The sequence below is a fragment of the Domibacillus indicus genome, assembly GCF_000970685.1.
Classification (GTDB): domain Bacteria; phylum Bacillota; class Bacilli; order Bacillales; family Domibacillaceae; genus Domibacillus; species Domibacillus indicus.
In genome coordinates this window covers 254627-272319 of the sequence record NZ_LAJB01000003.1, presented here as the reverse complement: position 1 = coordinate 272319, position 17693 = coordinate 254627, and the positions used below count along the sequence as shown (strand labels likewise).

The 17693-nt window shown below is 45.9% G+C and carries 14 protein-coding genes; 13 read left to right on the top strand and 1 reads right to left on the bottom strand.

Annotated elements, in window-relative coordinates; all coding sequences use genetic code 11:
- Positions 1–100 precede the first annotated feature (100 nt).
- The 4 genes from uvrB (at position 101) to VP98_RS05680 (ending at position 6580) form a co-directional block, all read left to right on the top strand.
- Positions 101–2077: an excinuclease ABC subunit UvrB gene (gene uvrB, locus VP98_RS05695; RefSeq protein WP_046174382.1), complete on the top strand. Its 1977-nt coding sequence runs from the start codon at positions 101–103 to the stop codon at positions 2075–2077.
- 10 nt (positions 2078–2087) lie between these two features.
- Positions 2088–4940 carry an excinuclease ABC subunit UvrA gene (uvrA, locus tag VP98_RS05690; RefSeq protein ID WP_046174381.1) on the top strand — a complete coding sequence of 951 codons (2853 nt, stop codon included), beginning with the start codon at positions 2088–2090 and terminating at the stop codon, positions 4938–4940.
- A 67-nt stretch (positions 4941–5007) separates the two neighbouring features.
- Positions 5008–6207: a DUF4097 family beta strand repeat-containing protein gene (locus VP98_RS05685; RefSeq protein ID WP_046174380.1), complete on the top strand. Its 1200-nt coding sequence runs from the start codon at positions 5008–5010 to the stop codon at positions 6205–6207.
- A 25-nt stretch (positions 6208–6232) separates the two neighbouring features.
- A complete protein-coding gene (locus VP98_RS05680) occupies positions 6233–6580 on the top strand; it encodes a phage holin family protein (RefSeq protein WP_046174379.1) in 348 nt (115 codons plus the stop codon).
- A 104-nt stretch (positions 6581–6684) separates the two neighbouring features.
- Here VP98_RS05680 and VP98_RS05675 read toward each other — a convergent pair whose 3' ends face one another.
- Entirely contained in the window at positions 6685–7215 is a 531-nt protein-coding gene (locus VP98_RS05675; RefSeq protein WP_046174378.1) for an N-acetylmuramoyl-L-alanine amidase, read from the bottom strand.
- 124 nt (positions 7216–7339) lie between these two features.
- Between VP98_RS05675 and hprK the strand changes: the two genes are divergently transcribed.
- From hprK to VP98_RS05630, 9 genes are all read left to right on the top strand, one after another.
- The gene (gene hprK, locus VP98_RS05670; RefSeq protein WP_046174377.1) at positions 7340–8278 is read left to right on the top strand and encodes an HPr(Ser) kinase/phosphatase; all 939 of its coding nucleotides are present in this window, start codon (positions 7340–7342) and stop codon (positions 8276–8278) included.
- 14 nt (positions 8279–8292) lie between these two features.
- Positions 8293–9120: a prolipoprotein diacylglyceryl transferase gene (lgt, locus tag VP98_RS05665; protein ID WP_082087847.1), complete on the top strand. Its 828-nt coding sequence runs from the start codon at positions 8293–8295 to the stop codon at positions 9118–9120.
- Positions 9117–10058, top strand: a complete 942-nt coding sequence (locus tag VP98_RS05660; protein ID WP_046174375.1) for a nucleoside recognition domain-containing protein — start codon at positions 9117–9119, stop codon at positions 10056–10058. The genes lgt and VP98_RS05660 overlap by 4 nt, the downstream gene beginning before the upstream one ends.
- A complete protein-coding gene (ppaX, locus tag VP98_RS05655) occupies positions 10055–10711 on the top strand; it encodes a pyrophosphatase PpaX (protein ID WP_046174374.1) in 657 nt (218 codons plus the stop codon). Before VP98_RS05660 ends, ppaX begins: the two co-directional genes overlap by 4 nt.
- Positions 10708–11202, top strand: coding sequence for an acyltransferase (locus tag VP98_RS05650; RefSeq protein WP_046174373.1), 495 nt, complete (start codon positions 10708–10710; stop codon positions 11200–11202). Before ppaX ends, VP98_RS05650 begins: the two co-directional genes overlap by 4 nt.
- Positions 11203–11905: 703 nt before the next feature.
- Positions 11906–13339: a carbon starvation CstA family protein gene (locus VP98_RS05645; RefSeq protein ID WP_046174372.1), complete on the top strand. Its 1434-nt coding sequence runs from the start codon at positions 11906–11908 to the stop codon at positions 13337–13339.
- Positions 13340–13477: 138 nt separating this feature from the next.
- Positions 13478–15046, top strand: a complete 1569-nt coding sequence (dcuS, locus tag VP98_RS05640; RefSeq protein WP_046174371.1) for a DcuS/MalK family sensor histidine kinase — start codon at positions 13478–13480, stop codon at positions 15044–15046.
- 11 nt (positions 15047–15057) lie between these two features.
- Complete coding sequence (locus VP98_RS05635) at positions 15058–15768, top strand: response regulator (protein WP_231584125.1); 711 nt, start codon at positions 15058–15060, stop codon at positions 15766–15768.
- 193 nt (positions 15769–15961) lie between these two features.
- On the top strand, positions 15962–17611 hold the full coding sequence (locus VP98_RS05630) for an SLC13 family permease (RefSeq protein ID WP_046174370.1): 1650 nt from the start codon (positions 15962–15964) through the stop codon (positions 17609–17611).
- The last annotated feature ends 82 nt before the right edge of the window (positions 17612–17693 follow it).

Here is a 17693-nt window from a genome sequence, read left to right as displayed (position 1 = left end):
GAACAGGTGTGTGCTTTTTGCTGGCTTTTTTTGTTTTGATCGTGATAAAATGGGAAGTATAAAAGAAAGAAGAACGGATACGAGACAGGAGGCCTATGTGTTGGCGCAGGAATTTAACTTAGTTTCTAAATATAAACCAGAGGGCGATCAGCCGGCTGCAATTGCGGAGCTTGTAAAAGGGATTCAAAGCGGCAAAAAACACCAGACGCTGCTCGGTGCAACAGGAACGGGAAAAACCTTTACCGTTTCAAATGTCATACAGGAAGTGAAAAAGCCGACACTGGTGATTGCTCATAATAAGACGCTAGCCGGACAGCTTTACAGTGAATTTAAAGAATTTTTTCCAAATAATGCGGTCGAGTATTTTGTCAGCTATTACGACTATTATCAGCCGGAGGCATATGTGCCGCAGACAGATACCTTCATTGAAAAAGACGCCAGCATCAACGATGAAATTGATAAGCTCCGCCACTCGGCGACATCGGCTTTGTTTGAACGCGATGATGTGATTATTATTGCATCCGTCTCATGTATTTATGGCCTCGGTTCACCGGAGGAATACAAAGAAATGGTTATCTCCCTTCGAAATGGAATGGAGATTGCCCGCAATGATTTGCTGCGGCGCCTTGTAGATATCCAGTATGAACGCAATGATATTGATTTTAAGCGGGGCACATTCCGCGTACGCGGCGATGTAGTGGAAATCTTTCCGGCGTCACGCGATGAGCATTGCATTCGTGTTGAGTTTTTTGGCGACGATATTGACCGCATCCGCGAAGTTGACGCGCTTACGGGAGAAATTTTAGGTGACCGTGACCATGTAGCGATTTTCCCGGCAAGCCACTTCGTTACCAGGGAAGAAAAGATGAACATTGCGATCGGGAACATTGAAAAAGAGCTTGAGGAGCGGCTTGCCGAGCTGCGCGCCGAAGAAAAGCTGCTTGAAGCGCAGCGCCTGGAGCAGCGGACACGGTATGATCTGGAAATGATGAGAGAAATGGGCTTTTGTTCAGGAATTGAAAACTACTCACGTCATTTAACTCTTCGTCCTCCCGGTTCAACACCGTATACACTGCTTGATTATTTTCCGGATGACTTTTTAATGATCATCGATGAATCGCACGTCACTCTGCCGCAGGTACGGGGAATGTATAATGGTGACCAGGCGCGCAAACAGGTACTGGTTGACCATGGTTTTCGTCTGCCATCGGCCAAGGACAACCGGCCGCTCACGTTCACCGAGTTTGAGGAACATATTAACCAGATTATTTATGTATCAGCCACGCCAGGACCGTATGAACTTGAACATACACCGGAAATGACCCAGCAGATTATCCGTCCGACCGGCCTGCTTGATCCAACAATTGATGTTCGGCCGATTGAAGGGCAGATTGATGATTTACTTGGGGAAATTAACGAGCGGATCGAAAAAAATGAGCGCGTTCTCGTTACCACGCTAACCAAAAAAATGTCCGAGGACCTCACGGATTATTTAAAAGAACTCGGCGTTAAAGTACAGTATCTGCACTCGGAAATTAAAACGCTTGAACGGATTGAGATTATCCGAGACCTGCGGCTTGGCAAATATGACGTACTTGTCGGCATTAACCTGCTCCGGGAAGGGCTTGATATTCCAGAAGTCTCTTTAGTAGCTATTTTAGATGCGGATAAAGAAGGATTCCTTCGTTCCGAGCGTTCCCTAATTCAAACAATCGGGCGCGCTGCACGGAATTCAGAAGGAAAAGTAATTATGTACGCAGATAAGATAACCGATTCGATGGAAAAAGCACTCAGTGAAACGAAACGCCGCCGCGAAATTCAAGAAGCTTATAACGAAAAGCATGGTGTAACGCCAATCACGATTCAAAAAGATATTCGTGATGTTATCCGGGCTACACAGGCGGCCGAGGAAGTCGAAACGTATGGATCAAAAGCAGCCGGCAGGAAATTGCCGAAGCAGGAAAAACAAAAACTTATTGCGAATCTCGAAGCGGAGATGAAGGAAGCAGCCAAAGCACTCGACTTCGAACGGGCTGCCGAGCTTCGTGATGCGCTGTTTGAGCTTAAATCAGAATAGAGGTGTTTATATGGCTATTGATCATATATCAGTAAAAGGGGCACGTGCCCATAACCTGAAGAATATAGATATTACCATTCCGCGTGACCAGCTTGTTGTGTTAACCGGGCTGTCCGGGTCTGGGAAATCATCACTTGCATTTGACACAATTTACGCAGAAGGACAGCGCCGCTATGTGGAATCGCTGTCTGCTTATGCCCGCCAGTTCCTGGGGCAAATGGATAAGCCGGACGTTGATTCTATTGAAGGGCTGTCGCCGGCGATCTCGATCGACCAGAAAACGACAAGCCGCAACCCGCGTTCAACCGTCGGGACTGTAACAGAAATTTATGATTACTTGCGGCTTTTATATGCACGGGTCGGCCGCCCCGTCTGCCCGATTCACGGAATTGAGATTACCTCCCAGACAATCGGCCAGATGGTTGACCGTGTGATGGAGCTCGAGGAGCGCACAAAAATCCAGGTGCTGGCCCCGATTGTCTCAGGCCGGAAAGGCACCCATGCCAAAGTGTTTGAAGATGTAAAGCGGCAGGGATATGTGCGGGTTCGGGTAAATGGCGAGATGCGTGACCTGGAAGAAGAGATTGAACTTGAAAAAAATAAAAAGCATTCTATTGAAGTCATTATTGACCGGATTGTCGTAAAAGAAGGCGTTGAAGCACGTCTGGCGGATTCTCTTGAGACAGCTCTTCGCCTGGGCGAAGGAAATGCGATTATTGATGTGATCGGCGCGGAAGAGATGCTGTTCAGTGAACATCACGCCTGCCCGTACTGCGGCTTTTCAGTTGGAGAGCTTGAGCCGCGCATGTTTTCATTTAACAGCCCGTTCGGTGCCTGCCCGACATGCGACGGCCTTGGCATGAAGAAAAAAGTCGATGCAGATCTTGTTGTTCCAGATAAAGATTTGTCTTTAAACGACCATGCGATTGCTCCGTGGGAACCGGTCAGCTCTCAATATTATCCGCAGCTGTTAAGAGCGGTTTGCACTCATTACGGGATTGATATGGATACTCCCTGGAAGGAACTGCCGGCCGACCAGAGAGACAAATTACTGAATGGTTCAGGGAAAGACAGAATTTATTTCCGGTACGAAAATGATTTTGGACAGATTCGGGAAAATCATATTTACTTTGAAGGAGTGCTCAGTAATGTCGAGCGCCGTTACAAGGAAACAAGTTCTGACTACATCCGTGACCAGATGGAAAAATACATGGGCGAATCGAAATGCCCGACATGTAAAGGCCAGCGTTTAAAAAAGGAAACCCTTGCTGTGAAAATTGACAGCCTGAATATCTCTGAAGTAACCGGCTTTTCTATTCAGGAAGCAGCTGATTTCTTTAAAAATATTATCCTGACGGAAAAAGAAATGCAGATTGCCCGGCTTGTCCTGCGGGAAATTTGCGAGCGGCTTGGCTTTTTAATCGATGTTGGCCTGGATTATTTAACATTAAGCCGGGCAGCCGGCACGCTCTCCGGCGGTGAAGCGCAGCGGATTCGTCTCGCTACCCAGATCGGTTCGCGCCTGACCGGTGTCCTCTATATTCTGGATGAGCCGTCGATTGGGCTTCATCAGCGTGACAATGACCGTTTAATCCGGACGATGCAGAATATGCGTGATATCGGCAATACCCTCATTGTAGTCGAACATGACGAAGATACGATGATTGCGGCGGATTATCTTATTGATATTGGGCCGGGGGCCGGTGTTCACGGCGGCGAAGTAATCGCAGCCGGCACCCCGGAAGAAGTAATGAACGATAAAAATTCTTTGACCGGACAATATCTATCCGGAGAGAAATACATTCCACTGCCTGAAGAACGGCGTAAGCCGGATGGGCGATGGATTGAAGTCATCGGTGCGAAAGAAAATAACTTAAAAAATGTCAAAGCGAAATTTCCGCTTGGCCTGTTTACCGCTGTTACCGGTGTATCCGGCTCCGGCAAAAGTACACTCGTCAATGAAATTTTGTATAAGACGCTTGCACAAAAGCTGAACAGGTCAAAAGTGCGGCCGGGGAACCATAAAGAAGTCAAAGGAATCGATCAGCTGGAGAAAGTAATTGATATTGACCAGTCACCAATTGGACGGACTCCGCGCTCCAACCCGGCTACCTACACAGGGGTGTTCGACGATATTCGCGATGTGTTTGCCCAGACAAATGAAGCGAAAGTACGTGGATACAAAAAAGGCCGCTTCAGCTTTAACGTAAAAGGCGGCCGCTGTGAAGCATGCCGGGGAGACGGAATTATCAAAATCGAAATGCATTTTCTTCCGGATGTGTACGTACCTTGTGAAGTATGCCACGGCAAGCGGTATAACCGGGAAACACTTGAAGTAAAATACAAGGGCCAAAACATTTCGGATGTACTCGAAATGACAGTTGACGATGCTCTTGTGTTCTTTGAAAACATCCCGAAAATCAGCCGGAAGCTTCAAACCATTGCAGATGTAGGGCTTGGGTATATTACACTTGGACAGCCGGCCACGACTCTGTCAGGAGGAGAAGCCCAGCGGGTAAAACTTGCATCTGAACTTCACCGCCGCTCTAACGGCCGTTCGTTTTACATTTTGGATGAGCCGACAACCGGTCTTCATACAGACGATATTGCCCGGCTGCTTGGCGTATTGCAGCGTCTTGTGGAAAATGGCGATACAGTGCTTGTGATTGAGCATAACCTTGATGTCATTAAAGCAGCCGACTATCTTGTAGATCTCGGGCCAGAAGGCGGAGACAAGGGAGGCACCATTGTCGCATCCGGCACACCGGAAGATATTGCGAATACGGAAGGCTCGCATACCGGGCATTATTTAAAGAAAATTTTGGAGCGTGACCGGGAACGAATGGCTGTCCAGGCAAAATAAAAATGAAACCTTTTGACGACGGTTCCGTATAATTGGGCAGGAAGTAAAAACGGGAGGTTCAAAGATCATGAGCGAAGAAAAACTGCGAATTTTAAAAATGGTGGAGTCGGGTATTATTTCAGCGGATGAAGCAGTGAAATTGATTGAGGCACTGGAGAAAAACGGTACATCTTCAAACGCAGATACCCACTCTTCGTCAGCAAAATCCTCTGAAAGCTCAAAAGGCTTTGGCAGCCTTTTTGAAGAGCTTGAGAAATTCGGCCAGAAACTGGCCGGCCAGCGTCCGAAAGCAGAAACCGTCACTCAGTCAAAAGATAAATTGTTTGAATTTATGCAGTCAGCTGTGCAGCGTTTAAAAGATGTGGAAGTACCGTTTGTCGGCAAAGGAGCAGAGTTTACGCATGTATTTCATGAGCCGGAAGTACAGCCAGGCCGCCTGAAGCTTGAAACAGCTAACGGGGCAGTGACGATTCGTCCATGGGATGGCGAAGGAGTAAAAGCGGAATGCCAGGTCAAAGTCTTTGGTGCAGCGACAGAAGAAGAAGCCAGAGAGTCTTTCTTAAAAAACAGTATCTTTTATGCACGCGAAGATAAACTGTCTTTCTCGGTCGGTCTGAAACTGATGAAAACTGATGTAACGCTTTATATTCCTTCCCGTCAATTAGATGATATTTCAGTGAAGCTGTTTAACGGTGCATTTGATATGCGTGATGTGAAAGCGGAAAAATGTGAAGTACGGTCCGGGAACGGGAAAATTGAGTTGAAAAACAGCCAGATTACAACGATTGACGCCGAAACAGGAAATGGTCCAATCCGTATTATTGATTGTGAAGGGGAACGGGCTGAACTCAACACGTTTAACGGTGCTATTCATATGGTAGGTACGTATCGTTTCGCAGATTTGCAGACGTTTAACGGAAATTTATTATACGATGCAAAAGCGGATCAGGCAGAAGCGGTTCGTGCAGAATCCATGACCGGAAATATTGAATTATATGTGCCGGGCGAACTGGCGGTAAAAGGAGAAATGCGGACAACTGCAGGCCGTTTAACTCTTCCGGAGACCGGGATGGCCAGCGTAACGGAAAAAGACGAGCGCATTCAAAAGTCATTGAAATTTGAAAGTGCCGGGCAGCCGGAGGGACGCCAGCTTGTCATCGACGCAGAAACGAAAACAGGCTCTGTTACATTACGGATGTCCTCTTTACGCCAGGAACCGCCTGCGACAGGTTCCGATTCCGGTGATTCATTTGAATCAGGAATGTAATTAACGAAGCAAGGGAGTTTTTATGATGGGCTGGATGTTGGGCGTGCTCATTAATGCAGTGTTGTTTATTGCACTGGCCGGCTATTTTCCAGGTTTACATGTGGACAGCTTCTTTTATGCTGTTATTGCCAGCCTTGTTCTATCGGTTTTAAATTTGATTGTCCGGCCGGTGCTCGTTGTTTTAACACTGCCGATCACCATGATCTCACTCGGTCTCTTTTTATTTGTCATTAATGCTCTTACCCTGCTGATGACCGACAGCATTATGGGCTACGCCTTCGAAATTGAAAGCTTTGGCCTCGCCCTGGTCATTGCGGTTATTATGGCACTGGTTAATATGATTCTGCAGATGACCATTATTCGGAGAAAGTAAATGTTTGAGCGTGTGAACAGAGCTAGAACTCAGACTGATTGAAAGCGGGCGTTTATTAACAGCCTGAAACAGGAAGCATCGAATTGCTTCCTGTTTTTTTATGATTACAAACATGTTTTTTGGATTGCGGAAGCGATCGCAGCTGCACATGTTTTCCGATAAGCAGCAGTGGCCAGCAGTGCGGCTTCTTCCCGGTTCGTCATAAAGCCGGCTTCAATTAAAAGAGCGGGCATGTTTGTTTTACGAAGTACATAGAAATCAGCTGTTTTCACACCCCGGTCGCGCCGGCCGGTTTTTTGGACCAGCTCCTGCTGGACGGCTAAAGCAATGGCGAGTGCTTTCGCCGGCCGGGAAGAATGCACATATGTTTCAATTCCATTCGGTTCGGACCATCCTTCGCCAAATGCATTCGCGTGAATGGATACGTATAAGCCGATACCGGATGTGTTTGCTTTTTGAACGCGTTCCGCTAACGGCACATCTCTTTGGTCATGATGAACAAAGAGAACCTCTGCTGTCAGCTGTTCACGCAGAAAAAGAGCGGTTGCCCGGTTAAACTCAAATTCTTTCATGCCTTCCGGCGTTTGTTTTCCCGGCGTATTCCAGCCATGTCCCGCATCAATCGCTATTTTCATTCGTTTTCCTCCTTTCTTTCATTACGTACAGCCTGTCTGTGAAAATCGATACCGAAGCAGCAGTTTTGTGTGGAAACATGGTACAATGGAGGCAATTCGTTTAGCGAGAAGAGGAGGTAGCACAATGCCAAAAGTGCGTGCAGTTGATCTTTTAGAAAAATTTGATTTAGAGCTTGTCAGCGGTGAAGAAGGTCTTCACCGCCCGATAAAAATAAGTGATTTATCACGGCCGGGTTTGGAAATCGCCGGATTCTTTGATTATTATCCAGCTGAACGCGTGCAGTTAATCGGGATGACAGAGCTGTCTTTTTTTCAACGGCTCAGCCCAAGTGAAAAAAAAGAGCGGATGGATAAGCTGTGCGATTATGAAACGCCTGCCATTATTGTCTCACGCAACTTGAGTGTTCCTGTTGAATTGATTGAAGCGTCAGAAGCGTATTCGGTGCCGGTTATGCGTTCAAAAATGACCACTACCAAATTTTCAAGCCAGCTGACAAACTATTTAGAGTCGATGCTGGCGCCAACCACAGCGATTCATGGTGTCCTGGTCGATATTTATGGCATTGGTGTGCTTATTACAGGCCAGAGCGGGGTCGGGAAAAGTGAAACTGCCCTGGAGCTTGTTAAAAGAGGCCACCGTCTTGTAGCAGATGACTGTGTAGAAATCCGTCAGGAAGACATCGGCCGCCTGGTCGGAAACTCGCCGGAATTAATTGAGCATTTGCTTGAAATCCGCGGACTGGGCATTATTAATGTCATGACGCTGTTTGGAGCGGGGGCGGTTCGCTCGCATAAAATCATTACGTTAAATGTGAATCTTGAGCTCTGGGATCCGGAGAAGCAATATGACCGTCTCGGCATTGAAGAAGATAAGCTGCCAATTCTGGATTCGGAAATTACCAAGATCACACTGCCGGTTCGTCCTGGCCGAAACCTGGCTGTTATTATTGAGGTAGCGGCCATGAATTTCCGGTTAAAACGGATGGGCGTGAATGCCGCACAGGAATTCACGGATAAACTGGCGGGTGCCATTAACGAGGCGGGTATTGATGAAAAGCAATAAGGAGTGGGAAAAACGTGGACTATCCATTAAATCCAATCGCTTTTGAGCTTGGCAGTTTTCAAGTTCACTGGTATGGCATTATCATTGGAATCGGCATTGCGCTTGGCTTTTACCTGGCGTCAAAAGAAAGCGACCGCCTTGGCATGCCCAAGGAAACATTTTCTGATTTGCTCATATGGGCGATTCCAATCGCGTTAATTTCGGCGCGGGCGTATTATGTGCTGTTTGAATGGGATTACTATTCTCAAAACCCAGGGGCGATTGTTCAAATTTGGAATGGCGGTATTGCCATTCATGGTGCGCTTATCGGCTCTGTTATCACAGCGGTTATTTTTACTCGGAAGCGGAATATATCTTTTTGGAAGCTGGCCGATATAGCAGCGCCGTCGATTATTTTAGGGCAGGCGATCGGCCGCTGGGGCAATTTTATGAACCAGGAAGCACATGGAGAAGAAGTGGCTCGTTCTTTTCTGGAAAACCTGCAGCTTCCGGACTTTATCATCAATCAAATGAACATTGATGGTGTGTATTACCACCCGACATTTTTGTATGAATCCATCTGGAATTTTATCGGGCTTGCGCTTTTGCTTTTCATGCGGAGAGTGAATCCGAAGCGCGGGGAGATCTTTTTGTCATATGTGATCTGGTACTCAATTGGACGCTTCTTTATCGAAGGAATGCGTACGGACAGCTTAATGCTGCCGGGTGAGTTCCTGCGGATTGCCCAGGTACTGTCTTTATCGCTTATTGTGGCCGCTGCAGCAATCCTTTTATACCGCCGGATGAAGTATAAGCTCCCACGCTATGCAGACCAGACGAATGAAGGGAAGATCGCATCGTGAAGCAAACTGTTTTTAAAGGGCTGCAAAATGGCCTGCATACAACGTGGACACTTGGAAAAGTCATTTTTCCCATTACGTTGATTGTAACTATTTTACAGTTCACTCCTGTACTGCCCTGGATTATTCAATTAATCAGCCCGGTTATGGGTGTTTTTGGATTATCCGGCGATGCGGCCATCCCGCTTGTTATTGGAAATGTCTTGAACCTGTATGCCGCAATTGGAGCGATTTTATCACTGGATTTAACCGTAAAAGAAGTATTCATTCTGGCGATGATGCTGTCGTTTTCCCATAATCTATTTGTAGAATCGACCGTTGCGATGAAAGTCGGCGTGAAGATATGGATCATTCTGGCGGTTCGTATTGGGCTGGCCATTACGGCAGGTATTGTGATTAACCTTGTCTGGCAGGGCGGCGGAGACATCGCCCAGTATGGAATGGTTCCAGAAGCTGCGGCGGAGCCTGAAACATGGGGAGCCATTGTTCTGCTGGGCCTGCAAAAAGCCGTTTTCGGTGTTTTGCAGCTGGCCATGATTGTGATTCCGCTTATGGTGATCATTCAAATTGCGAAAGACTTAAAATGGCTTGATGCTTTTTCAAATGCCGTTGCCCCTGTTACACGTTTTCTTGGAATGAAAGAAAACACATCCATGACGCTGGCATCCGGCCTGCTGATCGGCCTTGCGATGGGATCGGCTGTGATGATTCAGGCTGTAGAAGAAGACGGGGTAAGCAGACGCGATGTTACACTGGCGTTTATTTTCCTTGTTGCCTGCCATGCTGTTATTGAAGATACACTTATTTTTATCCCACTTGGTATTTCTGTTTGGCCGCTGTTCCTGATTCGAGTTGTTACGGCTGTCGTTTTGACGATTGTCGTTGCACGACTCTGGGGGCGCCCTGAACAGGTAAGAAGAAAGGAAGCTGTACATTCATGAATAACATTACAACATTGCTGTTTGATTTAGATGGTACGTTAATTAACACAAATGACTTAATTGTGGAGTCGTTCCTTCACACATTAAATCATTATTTTCCCGGACAGTACGAGCGGGAAGATGTTTATCCATTTATGGGGCCGCCGCTTATTGACACGTTTGAAGCTCTTGATAAAGAACGGACCGAGGAAATGGTTGCGCATTACCGGGCGTTTAATCTTGAAAAGCATGACTCGCTTGTAACAGAGTTTGAAGGGGTTTATGAAACCATTCGGACTCTGCATGAAAACGGCTTTAAGATGGCGATTGTTTCGACAAAAATTCGAGAAACGATTATAAAAGGATTAAACCTGGCCAATCTCGATCCGTTTTTTGATGTGATTGTTGGACTGGATGACGTGGAAAATGCCAAGCCGCATCCGGAGCCGGTTCAAAAAGCGCTCGCCGCTCTGAATGCTTCACCGGAAGAAGCCATGATGATTGGCGACAACTACCATGACATTGAAGGAGGGCAAAACGCCGGTGTAAAAACAGCGGGTGTTGCCTGGTCTTTAAAAGGGCGCGACTTTTTGAATACGTTCAACCCGGATTATATGCTCGAATCGATGGCAGACCTGCTTGACATTCTACAAGTGGGAACAAGTCAGAAATGAGAAGGACGAAACGGTATACATTAAAAGGAGGAGCCAACCCGCTTTTTCATATATATAAAACCGTTTCGTTCTGGAAGACGTTTAAAAACACAGCAGTCATTGAAGCCGGCCGGTTTGTTCCATTTGTCCGCTGGAAAAATGCGCTGTACCGCCGCCTGCTGGGGATGGAGATCGGCGAAGGAACGGCATTTGCTTATAAGGTGGTGCCGGATATTATGTTTCCCGAACAGATTTCAGTCGGAAAAAACACAATCATCGGCTATAATACAACCATTCTGGCGCATGAATATTTAACGGATGAATACCGGATTGGCCCGGTGGTAATCGGCGATAATGTCATGATCGGCGCGAACTGCACGATTTTGCCCGGTGTTGAAATCGGCAGCGGCGCGATCGTCTCGGCAATGACACTTGTAAATAAAGACGTACCGCCGGGTGCATTTGCCGGCGGAAATCCGATGGTGATTAAACCAGCATCAGCAAAAAGCTGATGCTGGTTTTTACAGTGTTGAAAACAAACCTGCCAAGAGCCATTTCATTCATTTTTGAAGAATTTTTGGATAAAAAATTTATAAATCGGTCATTTATTAAGTGAAACCAGCGATAGTACTAACCCCTTTAAAAAATGTTGAAGAACAGCGCTTGGTCCAGGCAAGACACGGCGGCATTCGCAGAGCTCCGCGTTCCATGGGGCAGGCGATAAGCCCGGCTTGTCCCATTGGAGTCTACGCCCCGCACCTGCCGCCCTGATGGGGAGGAAAATAGCAGGATTTGTTTTGCTTCTCCTGTTAAAAGGAAAAGGGTCCTATTGTTCATGCATAGCTGTTTTTTTTTGAAACGGAACGGGCGAAGCCGCCAGCACGCAGCCATTATGCTGCTTTTTTAAAAGAAATAGCTGTATGATTGGAAACAATGGAAGAAAAGTCTTAGTCCAATTCTGTTGTTCTAAGAAAAGCTGTGCTTTTATGGCGTTATTGCGATTGACAGTCTTTTTTTTAAGACCATGAAAACCAGCATCAGCAAAAAGGGGATGCTGGTTTTTTTGTTTTGCTATTGTGAAATAAAATACAAAAATAATTTCGTAAATAAAAAAAGCGATAAATAAACAGATTTTTTTAAAAATAGGTTGTATTTTAATTTTTCAGAATATAAAATAAAAAGCACTAATTGGTTACACCAGGAGGTTATACATATATGTTTACATTTTTATCAGCTATTCTTCTTCTTTTATGCGGGTATCTTTTTTATGCGAAATTTGTTGAGCGTGTATTTGTCATTAATGATGCACAGCCAACGCCGGCTTATGAAAAAACAGATGGCCTTGATTACGTGCCGATGCCATGGTGGAAGGGCTGGTTTATTCAGTTATTAAATATCGCCGGGCTCGGGCCGATTTTTGGGGCAGTGTCAGGCGCTTTATATGGACCGGCTGCTTTCATCTGGATTGTAGCAGGATGTATTTTTGCAGGCGCTGTGCATGATTATTTTTCAGGCATGCTTTCATTACGCCATGGGGGCGCCCAATTTCCAGCGTTAGTTTCAAAGTATTTAGGAAAAACGGTAAAATCTGCGGTTAATGTTCTTTCTCTTATCTTGATGATTTTAGTAGCGGCTGCTTTTACAGCTGGTCCGGCACAGCTATTAACGCAGTTAACACCGCTTAGCTTTATGGCTGCTCTTATTGTTGTTTTTACTTACTTTTTATTGGCCGCTGTGCTGCCGGTCAATCAAATTATCGGAAAAATTTATCCGATTTTTGGAGTTATTTTGGTAGTAATGGCTGCCGCTGTCGGCGTGGCTCTCCTATTTGGCGGCAAGCCGATTCCTGAGCTGACACTTGCCAACCTTCATCCAGGTGAGCTGCCGATCTGGCCTCTTATCATGGTGACTATTTCATGCGGCGCTATTTCCGGGTTTCACTGTACACAAAGCCCGATTATTTCACGGACGCTGAAGAAGGAGTCGGAAGGGCGTAAAGTATTTTACGGAGCTATGGTTGGCGAAGGAGTAATCGCCCTAATCTGGGCGGCGGCAGGCATGACGTTCTTTGGCAGCACCGCAGGCCTTCAGGAAGCCCTGGCAGCGGGAGGGCCTGCAGGAGTGGTAAATGAAATTTCTGTTTCACTGCTTGGTTCGTTTGGCGGCATCCTTGCCATTCTTGGGGTTATCATCCTGCCGATTACAACAGGCGATACAGCACTTCGTTCATCGCGGATGATTTTATCAGACTGGCTTTCCAGTTTTATGAATATGGAAAGAAAAGGCATGGTTTTTATAATGACCATTGTTGTCAGCGTGCCGGCGTTCTACTTATCAACAATTGATTATTCGTTTCTCTGGCGGTACGTAGGCTGGACAAACCAGGTGGTAGCTACTGTGATGCTCTGGACGGCGGTCTCCTACCTGCTGAAAGAAGGGAAAAATCACTGGATCGCCGGAGTACCGGCAATGTTTATGACCGGCGTGGTCTGCACCTATATTTTTTATGCGCCAGAGGGATTTGGAATGGCATACGGAGTATCAATGGCTATCGGCTTTACGCTTGCCGCGGCTGTGATTGCTTTGTATATCAGACAGATTCTGCGTTATAAACGAATGGAAACTGAACTGCCGGTTTCAGCGTCTTAATTGAAAAAAGCATTCTGCATCCGCAGAATGCTTTTTTGTCGCTTTTATAAGCAGTCCAGAAAACTGCAATACTTTTAAATTTTTCTTGCGGCTAAATCGAAAATCTGCCACGCTTAATAGAGCAGGAGGTACGAAAAGATGATTCGAAAAATTACGCTTCAGGCGTTAATTGTTTTCCTGGTTATTATTGTGGTAACCTTTGCACTCGGTGTTACAAACTGGCTGATCGCCAATGATGTAGCCGAGTCAAAAAAAGCGGAATTAACCAAAACCGTTCAGACGGCATCACAATTAATGGCGGAATCTTATATTATACAAAATGGACTGGCCGGCGGGGACCGGGCCGCTGTGCAACAATTTGCCGAGAAAACGAGAAAACAAATCGGCGTCGACTATATTACGGTATTTGACCAGAATGGAATTCGACTGTCCCATCCAAATCCTGATTTAATTGGCCAGCGCTTTCAGGGAGGAGATGAGGGTCCGGCACTTGACGGAAAAGAGCATCTTTCAACAGCAGAAGGGTCGCTGGGAGTATCTGTCCGCTATTTCACTCCTGTTTTTTCAGCCGAAGGGAAACAAGTCGGGGCAGTGGCGGCAGGAATTACCCTGGAAAAGATTCATGAAGCAGTAGTGGACAGCCGGCGGATGATTTACGCGGGCCTGGCTGCCGGTCTTACTGTCGGGCTGGCGGGAGCATTGTTTTTAGGCCAGCGTGTTCGGAAGGTTATGTTTGGGCTTGAACCGGTAGAGATTGCCAGACTGCTGGAGGAACGAAGTGTAATGCTTGCCTCCACTCATGAAGGAATTTTGGCTGTAGACCGAAATGAGACGATTACCCTGCTTAACGAAGCAGCCGCTTCACTTCTGCAAAAAACAGGCTTGGCCGGGCCGTTCGAAGGGAAAAAAGCAGGAACTATTATGCCGAAGATTCCCTTTTATGATGTGCTCGAGCAGGGCAGCCATTTAGTAGATGAAGAGCTTGAAATTAATGGAACCCTTTTTTTTATTAACAGTTCCCCGTTAATTGTAAAAGGAAAAGTGATTGGAGCCGTTACTACGATAAGAGACCGCACTGAAATAAAAAAATTGGCAGAGCGTTTAAGCGGGACAGAAATGTACGCAGAGGCGCTGCGGGCCCAGACTCATGAATTTATGAACCGGCTGCACGTTATATTGGGAATGGTGCATATTAAACAGTATGATGCACTGCCTTCTTATATTCAGGAGATAAACATTCGCTATCAGGATAGTATCGGATACTTGTCTAAGCGAATTGCCGATCCGGTCATTGCCGGGTTTTTACTGGCAAAAATGAGCTTTGCGGCTGAACAGGGAAAGGAAGTTGTGCTGGCGGAAGAATCCTTTCTCCCGGACCAGAAAAACAGCCGTATGGCACATGAGTTAATTACGATATTAGGAAATTTAATTGATAATGCATTAGAAGCAACGGAGCAAAAAGGGAGGCCGGTAACAGTTTTAATTGATTCAGATGAGGAAAATATGATCATTGAAGTAAAAGATCATGGAAAAGGAATGGAATCAACAGATGGCATTTTTGAAAAAGGCCGTTCCGAAAAAGGAAGCGGACGGGGATATGGATTATTTCTTGTTCAAGAAAGCGTGAAGCAGCTGAATGGTTCTATTCAAATTATGTCGAAAAAAAACAAAGGAACAATTGTAGAAGTGGTGATACCGCTTGATTGAAAGGGCTGACGATGATGATTCGTGTGTTAATTGCAGAGGATGATCCAATGGTGGCGGAATTAAACCGCCGGTACGTTGAATCAGTTGCCGGATTTGAACCGGCAGGCACAGCAAGCATGCCGGAAGAAGTGCTCGCTAAAGCGCTGGCCGATAAGCCGGATTTAATTTTGCTTGATATTTATATGCCGGGGATGACTGGCTTACAGGTGCTTGAAAAACTTCGGACATCCGGTTCCAGGGCGGATGTGATTATGATCAGCGCCGCCAACGACATGCACAGCGTACAAAAAGCGATGCAGCTTGGAGCAGTGGATTATTTAATCAAGCCTTTCCATTTTGAACGCTTCCAGCAGGCGCTTCTTGCTTATGCGCAGCGGCGCCGCTTTTTCAATGAGTCAGCGGATATGAAGCAAAGCGATATTGATGCAATGCTGTTTCATACAGAACAAGCCCTGCCGCCGCGTGAACTGCCAAAAGGACTGACGAAGGAAACACTATCTATTGTGTGGGGAGCAATTAATGAAGCAGGGCAGGAGGACTTCTCAGCAGAAGATATCGCATTTGCCACGGGGGTTTCCCGTGTATCAGTGCGGAAATACTTATCTTTTTTGCAGGAAACAGGCCTGCTGACATCCGATGTTTCATATGGCTCAGTAGGACGTCCGCAATCCCGGTATCAGGTTCAGGAATCGGAAAAAGACCGGATTTTCCTGTATATATGATAAAAAGAAAACGCAAGCACCCTGCTTTCAAAATGGCTGTATTCTGAACTCGTTTGCCGATTTCTCTTGTTGAAAGCGCTTGCTTTTTTTATTTACAAAACTCTTTCTTTTCTTTTTTAATCTCTTTCTCGTTTGCTGATCGTTTACACTTCAGTTATGAACAAAATGTGACAATGAAAAGGGAGGGTTTTGAATGCAGCAATTTGCCGCAAACGTATGGAATGAGTGTTGGAACGCACACGATAAAATAAAGCAGCTTTTGTTTTTTGCTTTGCCGAAGAAAGCGGATTCAAAATTAGGACAGACGAATGAAGACGCTGCAACAGGCGCCAATGGGCCGAACGATCCAAAAAAGCGATATATGAAGCCGGCACAGTGGGTTGGATTCCTGCTTGGTCCTTTATTGTTTTTAGCTATTTTATTATTTTTCTCACCGGCTGGCTTGAACCCTGAAGCAAAGGCGGTTCTGGCTGTAACAGTCTGGGTGGCAACCTGGTGGATTACCGAAGCAATCCCGATTCCGGTTACATCGCTTTTGCCAATTATCTTATTGCCGCTTACAGGTGCGCTTGATGGTGATACGGTTACTGCAGCTTACGGAGATCCAATCATTTTCTTGTTTCTTGGCGGTTTTGTGATCGCTATAGCGATGGAAAAATGGGATCTTCACAAACGGATTGCCATGAATATTGTTTCCGTACTCGGTACAGGCTCAAAAAGAATTGTTCTTGGTTTTATGATTGCTACTGGATTTTTATCGATGTGGGTATCAAATACGGCAGCGGTTATGATGATGGTGCCGATTGGAACTGCTATCACTTACCAGGCGGCTCAAATCGTAAAAAAATCAGGGGACAAGTCAATTGATATTCACAGCTTTGAAAAAACGGTTATTTTTGGAATCGGCTTTGCCGGCACGATCGGCGGGCTTGGAACATTGATTGGTACCCCGCCGAATATTATTATGGCGGCGGCAGTGAAAAACTTATACGGTGTTACAGTTGGATTCGCTGACTGGATGTTTGTAGCTGCACCTGTTGTATTTATTTTGTTAATTGTTTCCTGGCTGTACCTTGTAAATATTGCATTCCCAATAAAGTTTAAAGAGCTTCCGGGCGGAATGGAACTAATTCGCTCTGAGAAGAAAAAGCTTGGAAAAATGAGCTCAGAAGAAGGACTCGTTCTTGCTGTATTTATTTTCGCAGCTTTTATGTGGATTACCCGGACATTTATCTGGACAGATATTATTCCTATCCCTGGCATTAGTGATGCTATGATTGCCATCACAGCAGCGGTTCTGCTGTTTATTCTTCCTTCAAAAAACAAAGGCGGCGCTCTGCTGGACTGGTCCATTGCACGCGATCTGCCATGGGGAGTACTCCTTTTATTCGGAGGCGGCCTTGCAATCGCATCTGGTTTTGGTGAAACAGGACTGGCAGAATGGATTGGAGATCAATTAACAGTTCTTGATGGCTTATCGATGTTCCTTGTCGTCGTCTGTGTGACAACATTTGTTTTATTCTTAACCGAAATTACATCAAATACAGCAACAGCAACCATGATTATGCCTGTACTGGCTGCACTTGCTCTTGCGTTAAACGTTCACCCATTCATTTTAATGATGCCGGCTGCTATGGCAGCGAACTGTGCTTTTATGCTTCCGGTAGGCACGCCGCCAAATGCGATTATTTTCGCGACTGGCAAAATCACCATTCCGGAAATGGTAAAAGCGGGCTTTTGGATCAACATGTTCGCCATTGTCATGATTGTCGGTGCGATGTACTTGATTATGCCGGCTGTCTTTGGAGTAGATATTTCCGTGTTCCCGGCAGATTTTAAATAAGTTTTAAAAAGACCGTCTTCCACCTGCCAGGAAGACGGTCTTTTTACAGTTTTGAAAAATAGAATTGTTTTCTTTCAAAAGC